This is a genomic window from Roseovarius carneus, from assembly GCF_020141465.1.
Classification (GTDB): Bacteria; Pseudomonadota; Alphaproteobacteria; order Rhodobacterales; family Rhodobacteraceae; genus Roseovarius; species Roseovarius carneus.
The window spans coordinates 1,017,392-1,033,024 of record NZ_JAHSPD010000001.1 but is presented as its reverse complement, the minus strand read 5'-3'; the positions used below and the strand labels follow the sequence as shown (position 1 = coordinate 1,033,024).

15 protein-coding genes are annotated in these 15,633 nt (G+C 60.7%); 6 read left to right on the top strand and 9 right to left on the bottom strand.

All coding sequences use genetic code 11. The features are described from left to right. Nucleotides 1-39: 39 nt before the first annotated feature. From KUD11_RS05085 to KUD11_RS05075, 3 genes are all read right to left on the bottom strand, one after another. Nucleotides 40-1,140, bottom strand: coding sequence for an ABC transporter ATP-binding protein (locus KUD11_RS05085; RefSeq protein ID WP_109388211.1), 1,101 nt, complete (start codon nt 1,138-1,140; stop codon nt 40-42). Nucleotides 1,141-1,415: 275 nt separating this feature from the next. Then, nucleotides 1,416-2,810: an aspartate aminotransferase family protein gene (locus KUD11_RS05080; protein WP_109386025.1), complete on the bottom strand. Its 1,395-nt coding sequence runs from the start codon at nt 2,808-2,810 to the stop codon at nt 1,416-1,418. 101 nt (nt 2,811-2,911) lie between these two features. After that, the gene (locus tag KUD11_RS05075) at nt 2,912-3,613 is read right to left on the bottom strand and encodes a GntR family transcriptional regulator (protein ID WP_109386027.1); all 702 of its coding nucleotides are present in this window, start codon (nt 3,611-3,613) and stop codon (nt 2,912-2,914) included. Between the two features lie 148 nt (nt 3,614-3,761). On the opposite strand from KUD11_RS05075, the gene KUD11_RS05070 reads away from it, so the two are divergent. The 5 genes from KUD11_RS05070 (at nt 3,762) to KUD11_RS05050 (ending at nt 9,078) form a co-directional block, all read left to right on the top strand. Next, nucleotides 3,762-4,847, top strand: coding sequence for a polyamine ABC transporter substrate-binding protein (locus KUD11_RS05070; protein ID WP_109386029.1), 1,086 nt, complete (start codon nt 3,762-3,764; stop codon nt 4,845-4,847). Between the two features lie 76 nt (nt 4,848-4,923). Continuing rightward, nucleotides 4,924-6,048, top strand: a complete 1,125-nt coding sequence (locus tag KUD11_RS05065) for an ABC transporter ATP-binding protein (RefSeq protein WP_109386031.1) — start codon at nt 4,924-4,926, stop codon at nt 6,046-6,048. 5 nt (nt 6,049-6,053) lie between these two features. Next, complete coding sequence (locus tag KUD11_RS05060) at nt 6,054-6,944, top strand: ABC transporter permease subunit (protein ID WP_109386033.1); 891 nt, start codon at nt 6,054-6,056, stop codon at nt 6,942-6,944. Then, complete coding sequence (locus tag KUD11_RS05055) at nt 6,941-7,756, top strand: ABC transporter permease (RefSeq protein ID WP_109386035.1); 816 nt, start codon at nt 6,941-6,943, stop codon at nt 7,754-7,756. Before KUD11_RS05060 ends, KUD11_RS05055 begins: the two co-directional genes overlap by 4 nt. Continuing rightward, nucleotides 7,753-9,078, top strand: coding sequence for an NAD(P)/FAD-dependent oxidoreductase (locus tag KUD11_RS05050; RefSeq protein ID WP_109386037.1), 1,326 nt, complete (start codon nt 7,753-7,755; stop codon nt 9,076-9,078). The genes KUD11_RS05055 and KUD11_RS05050 overlap by 4 nt, the downstream gene beginning before the upstream one ends. Here KUD11_RS05050 and KUD11_RS05045 read toward each other — a convergent pair. From KUD11_RS05045 to msrB, 3 genes are all read right to left on the bottom strand, one after another. Then, the gene (locus tag KUD11_RS05045) at nt 9,075-9,998 is read right to left on the bottom strand and encodes a DMT family transporter (protein ID WP_109386039.1); all 924 of its coding nucleotides are present in this window, start codon (nt 9,996-9,998) and stop codon (nt 9,075-9,077) included. The two genes, KUD11_RS05050 and KUD11_RS05045, sit on opposite strands and share 4 nt — an antisense overlap. 71 nt (nt 9,999-10,069) lie before the next feature. Next, nucleotides 10,070-10,576 (bottom strand): peptide-methionine (S)-S-oxide reductase MsrA, encoded by a 507-nt coding sequence (gene msrA / locus KUD11_RS05040; RefSeq protein ID WP_109386041.1) that lies wholly within the window; start codon nt 10,574-10,576, stop codon nt 10,070-10,072. After that, a complete protein-coding gene (gene msrB / locus KUD11_RS05035) occupies nt 10,573-11,022 on the bottom strand; it encodes a peptide-methionine (R)-S-oxide reductase MsrB (RefSeq protein WP_109386042.1) in 450 nt (149 codons plus the stop codon). Before msrB ends, msrA begins: the two co-directional genes overlap by 4 nt. A gap of 139 nt (nt 11,023-11,161) precedes the next feature. Here msrB and KUD11_RS05030 point away from each other — a divergent pair, with 139 nt between their 5' ends. Continuing rightward, complete coding sequence (locus KUD11_RS05030; RefSeq protein ID WP_109386044.1) at nt 11,162-11,680, top strand: glutathione peroxidase; 519 nt, start codon at nt 11,162-11,164, stop codon at nt 11,678-11,680. A 22-nt stretch (nt 11,681-11,702) separates the two neighbouring features. Here the strand turns inward: KUD11_RS05030 and KUD11_RS05025 are convergent, their stop codons facing one another. From KUD11_RS05025 to fzlA, 3 genes are all read right to left on the bottom strand, one after another. Then, nucleotides 11,703-13,703, bottom strand: a complete 2,001-nt coding sequence (locus tag KUD11_RS05025) for a hydantoinase/oxoprolinase N-terminal domain-containing protein (protein WP_109386046.1) — start codon at nt 13,701-13,703, stop codon at nt 11,703-11,705. A gap of 47 nt (nt 13,704-13,750) precedes the next feature. Then, nucleotides 13,751-14,827 (bottom strand): tRNA epoxyqueuosine(34) reductase QueG, encoded by a 1,077-nt coding sequence (queG, locus tag KUD11_RS05020; RefSeq protein WP_109386048.1) that lies wholly within the window; start codon nt 14,825-14,827, stop codon nt 13,751-13,753. 86 nt (nt 14,828-14,913) lie between these two features. Further along, the gene (fzlA, locus tag KUD11_RS05015) at nt 14,914-15,579 is read right to left on the bottom strand and encodes an FtsZ-binding protein FzlA (protein WP_109386050.1); all 666 of its coding nucleotides are present in this window, start codon (nt 15,577-15,579) and stop codon (nt 14,914-14,916) included. Nucleotides 15,580-15,633 lie beyond the last annotated feature (54 nt).

The window sequence follows — 15,633 nt, the reverse complement described above, 5'->3', positions numbered from 1 at the left end:
GGGCTCTGGCGTGCAGAGCCGCGATATTCCTATTACCTATTACGCCTCAAGCGCGCGGCAATCCTCGGGCAACCAGCCGATATCAATCTGCTCACCCGGCTGCATCCGACGTTGATCAGGCGCATTGCGTGTTTTCACAATGAACTCATCATTGCCAGCCACCCGCAGACGGGTGCGGAAGATATCGCCCATATAAATGAATTCCAGCACTTCGGCCTTGAGCGTGTGCGCGCCTTTCTTAAGGCGGTTCTTGTCCACCTCGACGCGCTCAGGGCGGATGGACACACGGGTGCGCGCACCGACTTCGCTCACGTTCACGGGCTTGGCGTCGATCATTTCACCACCATCCAGCTCGACCAGCGCGACACCGCCTTTGATCTCCTTGATCGTGCCCATCATCGTGTTGTTCTCACCGATGAATTGCGCAACGAAACTGTTCTCGGGCTCTTCATAGAGCTGATCGGGTGGCGCAATCTGCTGAATACGGCCGTCATCAAACACCGCGACACGGTCCGACATGGTCAGCGCTTCGGTCTGGTCATGCGTCACATAGACCGTGGTGATCCCGAGATTGTGGGCCAGATGGGTGATCTCAAATTGCATCTTCTCCCGAAGTTGCTTGTCCAGTGCGCCAAGCGGCTCGTCCATCAGCACCAATTCCGGCTCAAACACCAACGCGCGCGCGAGTGCTACACGTTGCTGCTGACCGCCCGAAAGCTGCGACGGACGGCGGCCTCCGAAATCGCCCATCTCGACCATTTCGAGGGCTCGTTTAACCTTCGCCTCGCGGTCGGATTTGTCGATTTTGCGCACTTCAAGGGGGAAGGCGAGGTTTTCCGCAATCGTCATGTGCGGGAAAAGCGCGTAATTCTGGAACACCATGCCGATGCCGCGCTTGTGCGGCGGGATGTTGTTGATTGATTTTCCATCAAGGCGGATGTCGCCATGTGTGGCTGTCTCGAACCCCGCCAGCATCATCAGGCACGTTGTCTTGCCCGACCCGGAGGGCCCAAGCATTGTGAGAAACTCGCCCTTTGGAATGTTGAGATTCAGATCTTTGACGACCAGCGTTTCGCCGTCATAACTTTTTTGCACACGTTCGAATTCTACGAACGCATCGCTGCTGTTGGATGCGGCCAAAGTGGGCTCCCCGAGGTTATCATTCGCGATTACTTCGCGTTCAAAGAGCAACTTAAAGCACGGCTGTGGATATATGCAACCAATCCTATGAGGTTTGGGAAATTCAGAAGGACAGGAGTAGTAAAGCCCGGAAAATAAATACTTAATTTTCGCGGCTTTTACAGGCAGCGCTCAAATTTTCAGCACTTTGTGAGAATCAACGGGGCGTGGCGCACACGTTTTTGCAGTATTTGGGGCGGCGCGCCTGCCATATTCGGAGCGCGCCGCGCAGGGCCTTAAGCGGCTTTCATCATACCCTCATCCACGAGGTGTTTGTGCGTCAGGTCCAGTGCGAGCCGTGCACGATCCGTGAAGGCAGTAATCTCCTCGGGCGTGATGACCAGCGGCGGCGAGATCACCATCCGGTTGCCCACATGGCGCATCACCAGCCCGTTCTTGAAGCAAAACTCGCGACAGATCAGTCCGACGGCCCCTTCTTTGGAGGCAAACTTCGCGCGGCTTTCCTTATGCGGGGTCAGCGCAATGGAGCCCATCAGTCCGACCAAACTTGTGTCGCCTACCAAAGGGTGATCGCCCAATGCGTGCCATGCCTTGGCCAGCAATGGACCTGACGTGTTGCGTGTGCGATCCACAAGGCCCTCTTCTTGCAGGATGCGCAGGTTTTCCAGCGCCACGGCACAGGACACCGGATGGCCCGAATAAGTATAGCCATGCGCAAATTCGCAATTATCAATCACAGCTGCGATCTCGTCGCTGACCATGGAGCCGCCAATGGGCGCGTAGCCGGAACTCAGCCCCTTGGCGATCGTCATAATATCTGGGCGGATTCCCAGCGTTTCGCTGCCGAACCATTCGCCCGTCCGTCCAAAGCCGCAGATCACCTCATCAGCGATCAGCAGGATGTCATGCGCGTCGCAAATCCGCTGAATTTCGGGCCAATAGGTGCTGGGCGGGATGATCACGCCGCCCGCGCCTTGGATCGGTTCGGCGATGAAGGCGGCCACGCGGTTTTCACCCAGATCATGGATGGCCTTCTCAAGCTGTCGTGCACGCTCCAGACCGAACTCCTCGGGGCTCATATCGCCGCCCTCAAGGTACCAATCGGGCTGATCAATGTGGTGAATGTCCGGGATCGGCATTCCACCTTGGTCATGCATAAAGCTCATGCCGCCAAGGCTGGCGCTACCCATGGACGAGCCGTGATAGGCGTTCTTGCGGCTGATGATGATTTTCTTCTCGGGGTGGCCCTTTTCAGCCCAATAGGTACGCACCATGCGAATATTGGTGTCATTCGCCTCCGATCCTGAATTGGCATAAAATACATGATTCATGTTTTCGGGCGCCAGCTCGGCCAGCTTCGCGCTCAGCGCAATGGCGGGCACATGGCTCGTTTGAAAGAACGTGTTGTAATAGGGCAATTCGCGCATCTGGCGGGCAGCCGCATCCGCAGGCTCTGTGCGACCATAACCGATATTGACGCACCACAAACCCGCCATCGCATCGAGGTAATCATTGCCGTCAGTGTCGGTCAGGGTCATCCCGCGCGCGCGGGAAATGATACGCGCGCCCTTCTCGGACAGATCATTGTTATGCGTGAACGGGTGCATGTGATGCGCGCCATCAAGGGCACGAAGCTCCTCGGTGGGCATGTGGTTGGTGATCATGTTCATGAGCGGAGCCTTTCGCAGCGTTGCTCCCCCTCAGCGTTGGGGGATCTCACCTCCAGAATATGATCAAATGCCGGGAAGTCAATCGAATCAAATCGCCATGCTCAGGTCGCGGCGACAGGCGGCTCCAACGACAGGCGTAGCTGCTCCATCCCCTGACGCACGTCGCGCTCAATGGCTTCGGCCGCCGCATCCGGATCGGCGGCACGCAGAGCCGCTATCGCCGCCTTGTGATTATCGGGAAGGTTCTGCGTGCCCATCCGCCCGCACACCACCCGCATCGACGGGCCAAACCTGAGCCAGAGGCCCTCGGCAAGCTCGGCAAGCAAGGGCGAGCCCGCCAAAGTGTAGAGCATCATGTGAAACTCGTAATTGCCCTGTAAATAGGCGCGCAGATCGCCCCGGCGGATCGCAAGATCAAGTGCTGCGTCAATCTCGGCAAGCTGGTCTGCGTCGGTCCCGCTCGCTGCCAAGGCGGCGCGGCGGGTGAGGTATGGATCAAGCCATTCACGCGCTACGATCATTTCATCAATATCGCCCGTTTTTAGAAGCGGCACAGACACCCGCCGATTGCCTTGAAACTCCAACGCACCTTGCGAGGTCAGCCGCCGGATCGCCTCGCGCACGGGGGTCATGCCCGCCCCCAGCTCGGCGGTGAGGCCCTGAATGGTCACCGCTTGGCCTGGGGTCAGGTCGCCAAAGAGGATCATCTCGCGCAGCTGGCGGTAAATCAGCTCATGCGCCGGAAGCCCTGCTTCTCCCGTGCCCGTGCTCGCGTCATCCCAATTCGCTACCTGTTGTTGCATCTGCTCTTGCCTTTTGTGCCTACCGCGCCCGTCTATTGGCTTGTCAGCTTAACGGCTGCGTGAAAACAATACCATATTGCGCTTATGCGGAAACATGATCAAATGTAGTGTACCGGCAGAGAAAATCTGCCCATAACGGGAGATAAAAATGAAAACGACCTTTCTGACCACCACAGCCGCCCTTGCGCTGGCCGCAGCCTCTGCCGGCGCCGATGAAGTGCGTGTGTATAACTGGTCCGACTATATCGACGAAGCGCTGCTGGAGAAGTTCGAGGCCGAGACGGGCATCGATCTTATCTATGACGTCTTCGACAGCAACGAAGTGCTTGAGACCAAAATGCTGGCAGGCGGCGCGGGATATGACGTGGTTGTGCCCTCGGGCACGTTCCTGCAACGTCAGATCACGGCGGGCGCCTTCCAAAAGCTGGATCTCAGCAAACTGCCAAACCACGTCAATATGTGGGATGTGGTCGAGGCGCGCACGGCGCAATATGACCCCGGAAATGAATATTCCATTAACTATATGTGGGGCACCACGGGTATTGGCGTGAACGTCGGCAAAGTGACCGAGATTCTGGGCGAAGACGCTCCGATCGACTCGCTCTCGCTGATCTTCGAGCCCGGCAATATGGAAAAGCTGGCCTCCTGCGGCGTGCATTTCCTTGATGCCCCCGCCGAGATGATCCCCGCTGCGCTGAAATATATCGGCGAAGATCCCGACAGCCAGGACCCCGATGTGATCGCATTGGCAGAGCCCGTTTTGATGGGTGTGCGCGAGCATGTGACCAAGTTCCACAGCTCGGAATATATCAACGCTCTGGCCAATGGGGACATCTGCGTCGCCTTCGGCTGGTCCGGTGATATCCTTCAGGCGCGTGACCGCGCGGCGGAGGCGGAAAACGGCGTCGAGATCGCGTATAACGCACCGTCCGAGGGCGCGCTGATGTGGTTTGACCAAATGGCGATCCCGGTGGACGCGCCAAACCCCGATGCGGCCCATGTGTTCCTGAACTTCATCATGGACGCGCAGAACATGGCCGATGCGTCAAACTACGTCTATTATGCCAACGGCAATGAGGCGTCCAAACCGCTTCTGGCCGAGGATGTGATCGGGGACCCCGCGATTTACCCTGATGAGGCGACGCTGGAGAACCTCTACACCACCACGCCTTATGGTCCCAAGGTGCAGCGTGTCGTCACGCGCATGTGGACCAAGATCAAATCGGGCGTCTGATGCCTGTTGGCCCGCGCCGGATCACACCGGGGCGGGCTTTTTTCCGGCCCAGCGCGGCCTTGGGGGGACTACTTGCATGAGCCAGACTGCATTTGAGCCGTGGAATGATCCAAGCGCCAAACCTCTGATCGAGTTCAAAGGTGTGACCAAGCGTTTTGGTGATTTCACCGCAATCGACAATCAGACCTTCGATATCTACGAAAAAGAGTTCTTCGCGCTGCTTGGCCCCTCGGGCTGTGGCAAGACCACGATGATGCGGATGCTCGCCGGGTTCGAGACCCCCACGAGCGGCAAGATCCTCCTCTCGGGGCAGGATATAGCGCCCATCCCGCCCAACAAACGCGCCGTGAACATGATGTTTCAGTCCTACGCGCTCTTTCCGCACCTGTCGGTCTGGGAGAATATCGCGTTTGGCCTCAAGCGCGGCACAATGCCCAAGGATGAGATCGCGGCACGGGTGGAGCAGATGCTCAAACTGACCCGGCTGGAGAAATTCGCCCAGCGCAAACCGCACCAGATTTCCGGCGGGCAAAGGCAGCGCGTGGCGCTTGCGCGGAGCCTCGCCAAAGCCCCAAAGCTTTTGTTGCTGGATGAGCCTTTGGGCGCACTCGACGCTAAGCTGCGCCAAGACACGCAGTTTGAGTTGATGGACATTCAGGAAAAAACCGGCACCACATTCGTAATCGTGACGCATGACCAAGAAGAGGCAATGACCGTCGCCTCCCGCGTGGCGGTGATGGATGATGGCCGCATCATTCAGGCCGACACGCCGGCGCATATCTACGAGATGCCCGGCTCCGTCTATGTCGCTGACTTTATCGGGGAAGTGACCATTCTAGAGGGGCGCGCCAGCAAGGCCAAGGGCGGCTATAGCATCGCCTTTGCCGAAGGACAGCCAGACCTCTTTGCCGCCTCCGGTCTGGATCTGACGCAAGGCCAGACCGCCCATCTGGCGATCCGCCCCGAAAAGGTGATGATCAGCAAGGACCGCCCCGAGGGGGTGCGCAACGCGCTTGAGGGTAAAATCCTCGATATCGCCTATTTGGGGAACCTTTCGACCTATCACGTGCAACTGGCCACGGGGCAAATCATCAAGGCGCAGACGGCCAATACACGCCGCCTCGCCAACCGTCCCTTCACGTGGGAGGATCGCGTCTGGGTGTCGTGGACCGACACCGCCGCCGTCCTTTTGGAGCGCTGAGGGAGATGCGCCGCCTCATCCTCATCGCCGTTCCCTACGCATGGTTGGTGGCGCTGTTCCTCGTGCCCTTCGCCATCGTGTTCAAAATCGCGCTCAGCGATCCGGCGCTGGCCATCCCGCCCTATACCCCTACGCTTGATCTGGCCGCTGGCTGGGCCGGGGTTCGGGACTTCTTCACAGGCCTGGACTTTGAGAATTTCACCTTCCTGACAACCGATGATCTTTACTGGAAGGCGTACCTGTCCTCGCTGCAAATCGCGCTGATCTCCACGGTGCTGGCATTGGCCGTGGGCTATCCCATCGCCTATGCCATGGCGCGCGCGCCGGATCATTGGCGGCCCACCCTGCTGATGCTCGTGATCCTGCCCTTCTGGACCAGCTTTTTGATCCGGGTTTATTCGTGGATGGGGATTCTGTCGACCGAGGGGTATCTCAACCAGCTGCTGCTGGGCATGGGTGTCATCTCCGAGCCGCTGACGATCCTCAACACCAACACGGCGGTCTATATCGGCATCGTCTATACCTACCTACCCTTCATGATCCTGCCCATCTATTCCGCGCTGGAGCGGATGGACGATTCCCTTCTGGAGGCGGCAGAAGATCTGGGCTGTTCGCGTTTCACGGCGTTCTGGCTCGTCACCATCCCACTCAGCAAAAACGGCATCATCGCCGGGTGTTTTCTCGTCTTTATCCCCGCGCTGGGCGAGTTTGTGATCCCCTCTCTTCTGGGCGGCTCCGACACGCTGATGATCGGCAAAATCCTCTGGGAGGAGTTCTTCAACAACCGCGATTGGCCCGTTGCCTCTGCGGTGGCTGTGATCCTTTTGCTGATCCTGATCATCCCCATCGTGCTCTTTCAGCGCAATGAGCAAAAGCAGCGGGAGATGGACGGATGAGACGGTTTTCGTGGTTCAACGCCACCTCCCTCACGCTGGGCTTTGCGTTTCTTTATCTACCGATGGTGATCTTGATCATCTACAGCTTCAACGAGAGCAAGCTGGTCACGGTTTGGGGCGGGTTTTCGACCAAATGGTATGGGGAACTGTTGGGCAATGAAGCGTTTCTGGATGCTGCATGGGTCACAATTCAGGTGGCCGTGGTCAGCTCCACCATCGCCACGGTTCTGGGCACGATGGCGGCTTACGTCTTGGTGCGCGGGGGGCGGTTTTTGGGCCGCACGCTCTTTTCCGGCATGATCTATGCGCCTTTGGTGATGCCCGAAGTGATCACGGGCCTGTCGCTCTTGCTTCTCTTCATCGGGATCGGGCTTGATCGGGGGATCGTCACGATCATTCTCGCGCATACCACATTCTCGATGTGCTTCGTGTCGGTCGTTGTCTCCTCACGCCTGATCAGCTTTGACCGCTCGCTGGAGGAGGCTGCACTTGATCTGGGCTGCTCGCCCTTCTCCGCCTTCCGGCTGGTCACGCTGCCCATCATCGCGCCTGCGGTCATTTCCGGCTGGCTTTTGGCCTTCACGCTCAGCCTTGATGATCTGGTGATTGCGTCCTTCACAGCTGGCCCATCGGCGACGACGCTACCGATCAAAATCTTCTCTGCCGTGCGCCTCGGGGTCAGCCCTGAGATCAACGCGCTGTCGACGTTGATGATTGCCGTGGTCACCATCGGCGTGATCTCGGCCTCGCTCATCTCCAAACGCCAATTGATGCGCCAACAGGCGGACGAGCGCGAGGCGGAGCGCGCGTGAAGCGCATCTTCCCTGCCCATGCTTACGGCGAGGTGCCGCGCGAGAATTGCTACTGGCCCAGCACGCTGGACCGCGAGGCCAGCCCGCCTGCGCGTGGCACGCTGAACGCCGATGTGGCCATTATCGGCGCGGGGTTCACAGGGCTTTCGGCGGCGCTGCATCTGGCTCAGGACGGCGCGGATGTGATCGTGCTGGAGGCGCAGGACGTGGGCTGGGGCGCGTCAGGGCGCAATGGCGGGTTTTGCTGTCTTGGCGGGTCAGCAGCGTCAGAGACGATCCTGCGGCGCATGTATGGCGAGGACGCCCGCCGGGAATGGTGCGAAAGCGAGATGGCGGCCGTTAATCTGGCCGAGGGGTTGATTGAGCAAAACAACCTTCAGGTGGACCGCCACTCGGACGGGGAGACCATGCTGGCCGATAGCCCCAAGGCGGCGCGCGGGTTTGAGGACGCAGCCAAGAAAATACGCCAAGATTACGGGTTGGAGGCCGAGGTGATCCCTGGAGATCAACTGGCCCAGAACGGGATGCGGGGAGCCTTTCACGGCGCGCTCAACATCCCCATCGGATTTGCGCTCAACCCCTATAAATACGCCAACGGGCTCGCGGATGCCGCCCGCGCCGCCGGGGTCCGCATCTTCGGGCGCAGCCCGGTGCAGCGGATTGATCAGGCGCGCGGCTTCTCGCTGCAAACGCCTGAGGCGCGCGTGCAGGCAAAACGCCTGATCGTGGCGACCAACGGCTACAGCTCAGACGATCTGCCCGAATGGATGCATGGCCGCTACCTCCCCACGCAATCCAACGTGCTCGTCACCCGCGAGATGAGCGACGCGGAGATTGCCGCCCAAGGTTGGAGCAGCAATCAGGCATGCTATGACGATCTCTTTTTCGTGCATTACTTCCGCCTCATGCCCAATAACCGGATGCTTTTCGGGATGCGCGGTGGGCTTTTCTCTGCGCCATGGGCGGACCGGCGGATGCACAATAACATCCGCAGCCATTTTGAGCGGATGTTCCCGGCGTGGAAGCATGTGGAGACGCCCCATAGCTGGCATGGCCTTTTGAGTATCGCGCGCGATCTCACACCCTATGCAGGTCCGATTGACACGATGCCAGGGGCTTTTACGGCGATCAGTTATCATGGCAATGGCGTGGCGATGGCCAGCTATGCCGGCGCACTTCTGGCCGACCTGGCGCAGGACCGAAAGCCGCGCAATCTCTATCCCCAGATCATGCAGACCCCGCCCAAGAAATGGCCCTTGGGCAAATACCGCCGCGCGTGGTTCTGGCCCGTCTATGGCGCAGCGTGGCTCAAGGGCGCTTAACCAAGGGTGCTTTTGGCAGACCGCGCTTTGCTCCGCTTGAGGCCCAGATGCCGCTCGCGCAGGATGATGATGAGGCCCGCGAGGATGACCAGACTGGCGCCCATCAGCATCGGTTCTGTGGGCACTTCGGAAAATATGAAATACCCGATCAGCAACGCAAAGAGCATTGAGGCATAATCAAACGGGGCCAACACCCCCGCATCCGCATAGCGATAGGACGTGGTCAGGAAAATCTGCGCCATCCCCCCGATCACCCCCGCCGCGATCAGCATCAGCGCCTCTGCCCCCGTGGGCCATGCCCACCCAAAGGGCAGCGTCAGAAGCGACAGAACGCTCGCCGTGACCGAGAAATAGAACACGATGGCTGCAACATGTTCGGTCTGCACCAAAATGCGCACATAGATCACCGCCAGCGCCACGCAGACCGCGCCCATCAGAACCACAACCGCGCCCAGCGCCGCCGTAGGGTCCTGCGCACCGCCCTCCAGCAGGCTCAGCCGTGGGGCAAGGACGATGAGCACGCCGACAAGGCCTAAAGCCACGGCCCCGAGGCGAAACACGCCCACCCGCTCGCCCAGAAACATCGCCGCAAAGACCACCGTCAAAAGCGGTGCGGCATAGCCCAGCGCCGTCACCTCGGGCAGCGGCAAGAGCCCGAGCCCGGTGAACTTCAGACCCATCGCCATCGTGCCGATCACCCCGCGCCAAACGTGCCGCATGGGCGAGACCACGCGCAGCCCCGTGCGCAGCTCACCGCGCAGGGCGAGCCAGACAAGGATCACAGGAATGGCGAAGAACGACCGGAAAAACACCGCCTGACCGGGCGGCACACTGTCCGATGCGGCCTTGATCAATGCAGCCATGATGATGAAAAGCATCACCGCCGTCAGCTTGAGGGCAATTCCGCGAAGTGGGTTCATCAGGCGAGGCTCCTTACCCCGCCTGACTGCGCTGCGCCTGCGCGAAGGTCAAGCCGCGCGTGCCGCTTGGCTCAGACCTTGGCCGCCACCTTGGGCAGCACCCAATCAGGGCGCGGGAAGTGGCAGGTATAGCCGTTGGGGATGCGCTGGATATAATCCTGATGCTCAGGCTCCGCCTCCCAGAAATCGCCCACAGGCTCCACTTCGGTCACGACCTTGCCGGGCCAGAGGCCGCTGGCGTTGACATCCGCGATGGTGCGCAGGGCCTCGGCGCGCTGGGCGTCGTCGACATAGTAGATCGCCGAGCGATAGCTCATCCCGATATCATTGCCCTGCCGGTTGGGCGTGGTCGGATCATGGATCTGGAAAAACAACTCCAGAATCTCGCGGTAGGTGATCACAGCCGGGTCAAACACGACCTCAATCCCCTCCGCATGAGTCCCGTGATCGCGGTAGGTGGCGTTGGGCACATCGCCGCCAGTATAGCCCACACGGGTCGAAATCACGCCGGGTTTGCGGCGGATCAGGTCCTGCATCCCCCAGAAACATCCGCCCGCCAAAACTGCACGTTCATTCATGTCACATCCTCCACTTGGGTCAGGTAATCGCCGTAGCCTTCGGCCTCCATCTCGTCGCGGTGCACAAAGCGCAAACTGGCTGAGTTGATGCAATAGCGTAGCCCGCCTTGCTCCTGCGGGCCATCATTGAACACATGGCCCAGATGGCTGTCGCCATGGGCGCTGCGCACCTCGGTGCGGACCATACCATGTGTCGCGTCCGTCAACTCCGCCACATGGGCAGGCTCAATCGGCTTGGTGAAGCTGGGCCAGCCACAGCCGCTCTCATATTTGTCGGCGCTGGCAAACAAAGGCTCGCCCGAGACGATATCGACGTAAATCCCCGGCTCCTTATTGGACAAAAGCTTGCCCGTGCCGGGCCGCTCGGTCCCGCTTTGCTGCGTGACATAGAACTCCTCGGCGCTCAGCCGGGCGATCGCGTCGGGGTCTTTGGTGTATCGGCTCATCTCATGCCTCCATCGGTTGCTTGGTCTATTAGATGGGATGCGGGCGGGTTTTTCAAAAAGATATTTCACTTATACCGCATGGTTATGATCCAAACCCCGCCCGCACCCGTAGCCCTTCAGCACTTAAACGGAGAGACTTATGCGCTTCATTCTCGCAATACTCGCCTCCCTGCTGGCCCTGCCCGCAGCCGCGATCGAGCTGACCGCGCCGTTTGAGAATATCGATGGCGGCACATTGAAGCTGTCTGATTGGGCGGGCCAACCGGTCTTGGTGGTAAATACCGCCTCGCGCTGCGGATTTACGGATCAATATGAGGGGCTCCAGACCCTCTATGAGACGTATCGCGACCGCGGACTGGTTGTGCTCGCCGTGCCATCGGGCGATTTTCGCCAAGAACTTGCCACTAACGAAGAGGTCAAGGATTTCTGCGAGCTGACCTACGGCATCGACATGCCCATGACCGGCATCACCTCTGTGCGCGGGGCCAATGCACATCCGTTCTACACATCCGTGGCTGAGGAGGTGGGCTTCACGCCCGCGTGGAACTTCAGCAAGATCCTCGTGGCCCCCAACGGCACGGTCGCTGCCACGTTCGGCAGCACGGTAAAGCCGCTCTCGTCCACTCTGACCGATGAGATTGAGCCGCTGCTGAACTGACGCGCTCGCACTCTAAAGGCAACTAAATGGCGATCCTCGGACGCCCGGACGCCTCGACCGTGATCTCCCCTTCCAGAAAAACTTGGCGTGCCTCGGCCTGTGCTGTGCGCAAATCGCGGCGCGCGGTGACCTGAATGTCCTCGGCCCCCGCCGCAAGGGCCTCGCCCCGCGCGGCCTCGGTCAGAGCCTGCTCCAGCATCTCCAGCGCCGCATCAGACGTGGTGAAATCCTGCGGCCCGCTTTCCAGATGCACCCGGTAGAGCCCCTCGGAGGGCGCCGTCACAGTGCCGCTCCGCCGGATCGTGACCTGCCCCACCACTGCACCGATGGCATTGGCCACGCCCGCATGCTCCGGCAGGATCATCTCACAGCCCAAACGCGCGCCCACCGCCGGGTAATAGCTCGCCGCCGAGGCCCCAAGCCCCACCACAGGCACGCCTAAGCCCGCCGCGACCCGGACCAGCCCTGCATGCCCGTCCATACCGCGCTGCATCAGAACATGGCGCGCCAACTGATCAGGGGCCAGCCCGAACGGCGTCTCTTCCTCAGCAAAACCAGTCTCTAACAAGGCCAAAACCGTCTGATAGGTCAGCCGCTCGACGATCATCTCAGCCATCTCGCGCGCATTTGCAGCCAGCACGTTGCCCGACCCCGTGCGCTTGCGGCTCAGAAGCGTCAGCGCCTTTTCCGCAGCCTCGCGGTCCCACGCATCCACGCGGCCCAAAACATGGCTCGCATCCGAGGGCGTGACGCCCGAGACCTGCACAAGGCCGCGCGTCACAAGGCGGCGCAACGCCTGATGCTCCATCCGCGTGCGCAGCACATCCCCGACCGGACAGACGCCTGCCGCGATCCGCTCCAAAAGGGCCGCGTCCCGCTCTGGCAGGCCGCCCGCATCCACACCGGACACGGCGCGCGTGAACACCACATCATGCTCATTGGGCACGGCGCTGCGCAGCTGGATCTCCAGCGTGCGGTGCACCACGTCCGGTGCCTCCTGCGCAATCAGGCTGACGGGCAGCACCCGGCGAGGCCCAAGCGTAACACCCCCCGCCAAGCCCTCGGCCACCACATGCACCTCGCTGTCACCGCCAAGGCCCGTGGTGCGCATCGCGACCGCCTCCACCATCGTGCGCCACGGCCCGACCTGCGCGCCCGCAGGATCAATCGTGGGCTTGCCGCCGCGCAGCACCGCCACATCCGTGGTGGTGCCCCCTATATCCGAGACCAGAGCCGTCTCCACCCCAGTCATCCAACGCGCGCCCACAATAGAGGCCGCAGGCCCGCTGAGGATCGTCTCGATGGGCCGCTCGCGCGCCTGATCCGCGCTGATGAGCGCCCCGTCCCCGCGCACCACCATCAAGGGCGCGGTGATACCAAGCTCCGTGAGCTTGCCCTCCGCCTCGTTGATCAGCCGGGCAATCATTCCGATCAGCCGCGCGTTTAGCAGGGCTGTCAGAGCGCGCTTCGGCCCGTTCAACTTGGCCGAGAGGTGATGCGAACACGATACCGGCCGCCCGGTGATCTCCGTGATCATCCGGGCCGCGGTCAGCTCATGCTCGGGGTTGCGGGTAGCGAACTGTGCAGCCACCGCATAGGCCGAAATGCCATGATCCTCGCTGAGCCACGCTTGCAACGCGGCATGATCTAAGGCGCGCGCCTCATAGCCCGCATGATTGTGCCCGCCAGACACGATCAGGGCGGGATCACCGCCAAGGGCCGCGCGCAGGCCGTGCCCCTCCAGATCCTGCTCACGAAAGCCAATATAGACGAGACCCACGCGCCCGCCCTGCCCCTCGACAAGTGCATTGGTCGCCAATGTGGTGGACAAGGACGCAAGCGCAATCTCACCAGGTGCCACGCCGCTTTGCTCCAGCACCGCCGCCACAGCCCCGCCAATGCCGATGGCCAGATCATGCCGCGTGGTGAGGGACTTGGCCGAGGCAATCACCTCCTGCTCGTCGCGGATAAGCACCGCGTCCGTATAGGTGCCGCCGGTGTCCACACCCAAAAGAATTGCCATGCCCGCCTCCGCCCTTTGCTCTGCCCGGGTGTAGCGGGTTTCGCGCGCTATTCCAGCCTGTTTGCGGCAGATTGCAGCCGTGATTGCGCCCAGCGCGCCGCATCCGCCACAGCCTCGTCCGGATCATCCAGATGCGCCTCGGCGCTTGGCAAAAGATCCACACGACCCGAATTACCGATGGCGTATAGCACATTGCGCAAAAACCGATCCCGCCCGATCCGCTTGATAGGAGAGCCGGAGAAGAGCGCGCGGAAGGCCGCATCATCAAGGCCCGCCAACTCGTCCAGACGCGGCGCGACGAGATCGGGCCGCGCATGATAGCGCAGCTCGCGCGCCTCTTGGGCGAATTTGTTCCACGGGCAGGCCGCAAGGCAATCATCACAGCCATAGATCCGGTTGCCCAAAAGCGGGCGGAGCGCCGGATCAACCGGGCCTTTATGTTCGATCGTGAGGTAGGAAATGCAGCGGCGCGCATCCAATTCATAAGGCGCGGGAAAAGCATCCGTCGGGCAGACATCGAGACAAGCCCGGCACGAGCCACAATGATCAATCTCAGCCGCATCCGGGGCGAGGTCAATCGTGGTAAAGATCGACCCGATGAAAAACCAATTTCCCATATCACGGCTGACCAGATTCGTGTGCTTACCCTGCCAGCCCAGCCCCGCCGCCTGCCCCAGCGGCTTTTCGGGCACGGGCGCTGTATCAACGAAAACTTTCACCTCGGGTGGCGCGGCCTCAGGCCCCCCCGGACCACATTCCGCCAAAAGCCACCGGGCGAGGCGTTTCAGCCGCTTCTTGACCAGATCATGGTAATCACGGTTGCGTGCATAGACCGAGACCGTCCCAAGCTCCGGCACAGTCAGATTGGCCAGCGGATCTTCCTGCGGCGTATAGCTTTCGCCCAGCATGATAACCGACCGCGCCTCGGGCCAGAGTGCAGCCGGATCACCGCGCCACGCACTGCGCTCTTCCAGCCAGCCCATCTGCCCGTGCCGCCCAGCCTCCAAAAACGCCGCCAGCCGCTCCGGCACCTCAGGCACCGCATCCGGGCGGCAAATCCGCATCAGGTCAAACCCTTCGGCCAAGGCTTGCACGTTCAGCCGGGCTTTGAGCCCCTCATGCATCTTCTTGCCAAAAATATCCTGGGGGTGGCGGTGAAAATGCCCGCATTTTCACCGTAGGGGGCAAAGCCCCCCAGCACCGTCTGATCTCAGAAATCAAGGTCGGCATAATGCTGTGGCGGTGGAAACCCCGAGACCTGATCGGTCAGGATATTGCGGAACGCCGGGCGCGATTTGATTTTCGCGTACCAATCCTTGACCGCATCGCTCCAGTGCCAATCAACGTCCGAGATGTAATCCAGCGCACTCAGATGGGCGGCGGCGGCGAAATCAGCCAGCGTCATCACATCACCCGCCAGCCAGCGGCGATGATCCAAGAGCCATGTCATGTAATCGAGGTGATATTTGATCGCCTTCGCCCCGGCTTTCACGTTCTTGCTGTCGGGAAAGCCCGCGCCCATGACCTTCTTGTTCACCCGCTCATAGAGCAGTTTTGATGTCACCTCATGGTGAAACTTGTCATCAAACCATGTCACAAGGCGGCGCACCTCATAGCGCGCATCGGTGCTTTTGGGCATCAGGGGCGGCTCGGGGTATTTCTCCTCAAGATATTCGCAAATCGCGGCACTTTCCGACATAGTTTTGCCGTCAATCCGCAGCACAGGCACCTTGCCCGCCGGGTTGCGGCGCAGGAAATCGGGCTGCTGCTCCCAATACCGCTCTTCGATCAGCTCATAGTCGATACGCTTTTCCGCAAGGCTCAGCCGCACCTTACGACAAAAAGGAGAGAGCGGGACGTGATACAGCTTGGCCATGACTAGAGGGCGCCCTTTGAAAAATGCTCTTCTTCAATGCCAAGGTATCGTGCG

Excerpts from the sequence above, each read along its gene's own strand:
- KUD11_RS05080 (WP_109386025.1), bottom strand. The coding sequence starts at position 2,810 with ATGAACATGATCACCAACCACATGCCCACCGAGGAGCTTCGTGCCCTT.
- KUD11_RS05075 (WP_109386027.1), bottom strand. The coding sequence starts at position 3,613 with ATGCAACAACAGGTAGCGAATTGGGATGACGCGAGCACGGGCACGGGA.
- KUD11_RS05070 (WP_109386029.1), top strand. The coding sequence starts at position 3,762 with ATGAAAACGACCTTTCTGACCACCACAGCCGCCCTTGCGCTGGCCGCA.
- KUD11_RS05065 (WP_109386031.1), top strand. The coding sequence starts at position 4,924 with ATGAGCCAGACTGCATTTGAGCCGTGGAATGATCCAAGCGCCAAACCT.
- KUD11_RS05060 (WP_109386033.1), top strand. The coding sequence starts at position 6,054 with ATGCGCCGCCTCATCCTCATCGCCGTTCCCTACGCATGGTTGGTGGCG.
- KUD11_RS05055 (WP_109386035.1), top strand. The coding sequence starts at position 6,941 with ATGAGACGGTTTTCGTGGTTCAACGCCACCTCCCTCACGCTGGGCTTT.
- KUD11_RS05045 (WP_109386039.1), bottom strand. The coding sequence starts at position 9,998 with ATGAACCCACTTCGCGGAATTGCCCTCAAGCTGACGGCGGTGATGCTT.
- msrA (WP_109386041.1), bottom strand. The coding sequence starts at position 10,576 with ATGAATGAACGTGCAGTTTTGGCGGGCGGATGTTTCTGGGGGATGCAG.
- msrB (WP_109386042.1), bottom strand. The coding sequence starts at position 11,022 with ATGAGCCGATACACCAAAGACCCCGACGCGATCGCCCGGCTGAGCGCC.
- KUD11_RS05030 (WP_109386044.1), top strand. The coding sequence starts at position 11,162 with ATGCGCTTCATTCTCGCAATACTCGCCTCCCTGCTGGCCCTGCCCGCA.
- KUD11_RS05025 (WP_109386046.1), bottom strand. The coding sequence starts at position 13,703 with ATGGCAATTCTTTTGGGTGTGGACACCGGCGGCACCTATACGGACGCG.
- queG (WP_109386048.1), bottom strand. The coding sequence starts at position 14,827 with ATGCATGAGGGGCTCAAAGCCCGGCTGAACGTGCAAGCCTTGGCCGAA.
- fzlA (WP_109386050.1), bottom strand. The coding sequence starts at position 15,579 with ATGGCCAAGCTGTATCACGTCCCGCTCTCTCCTTTTTGTCGTAAGGTG.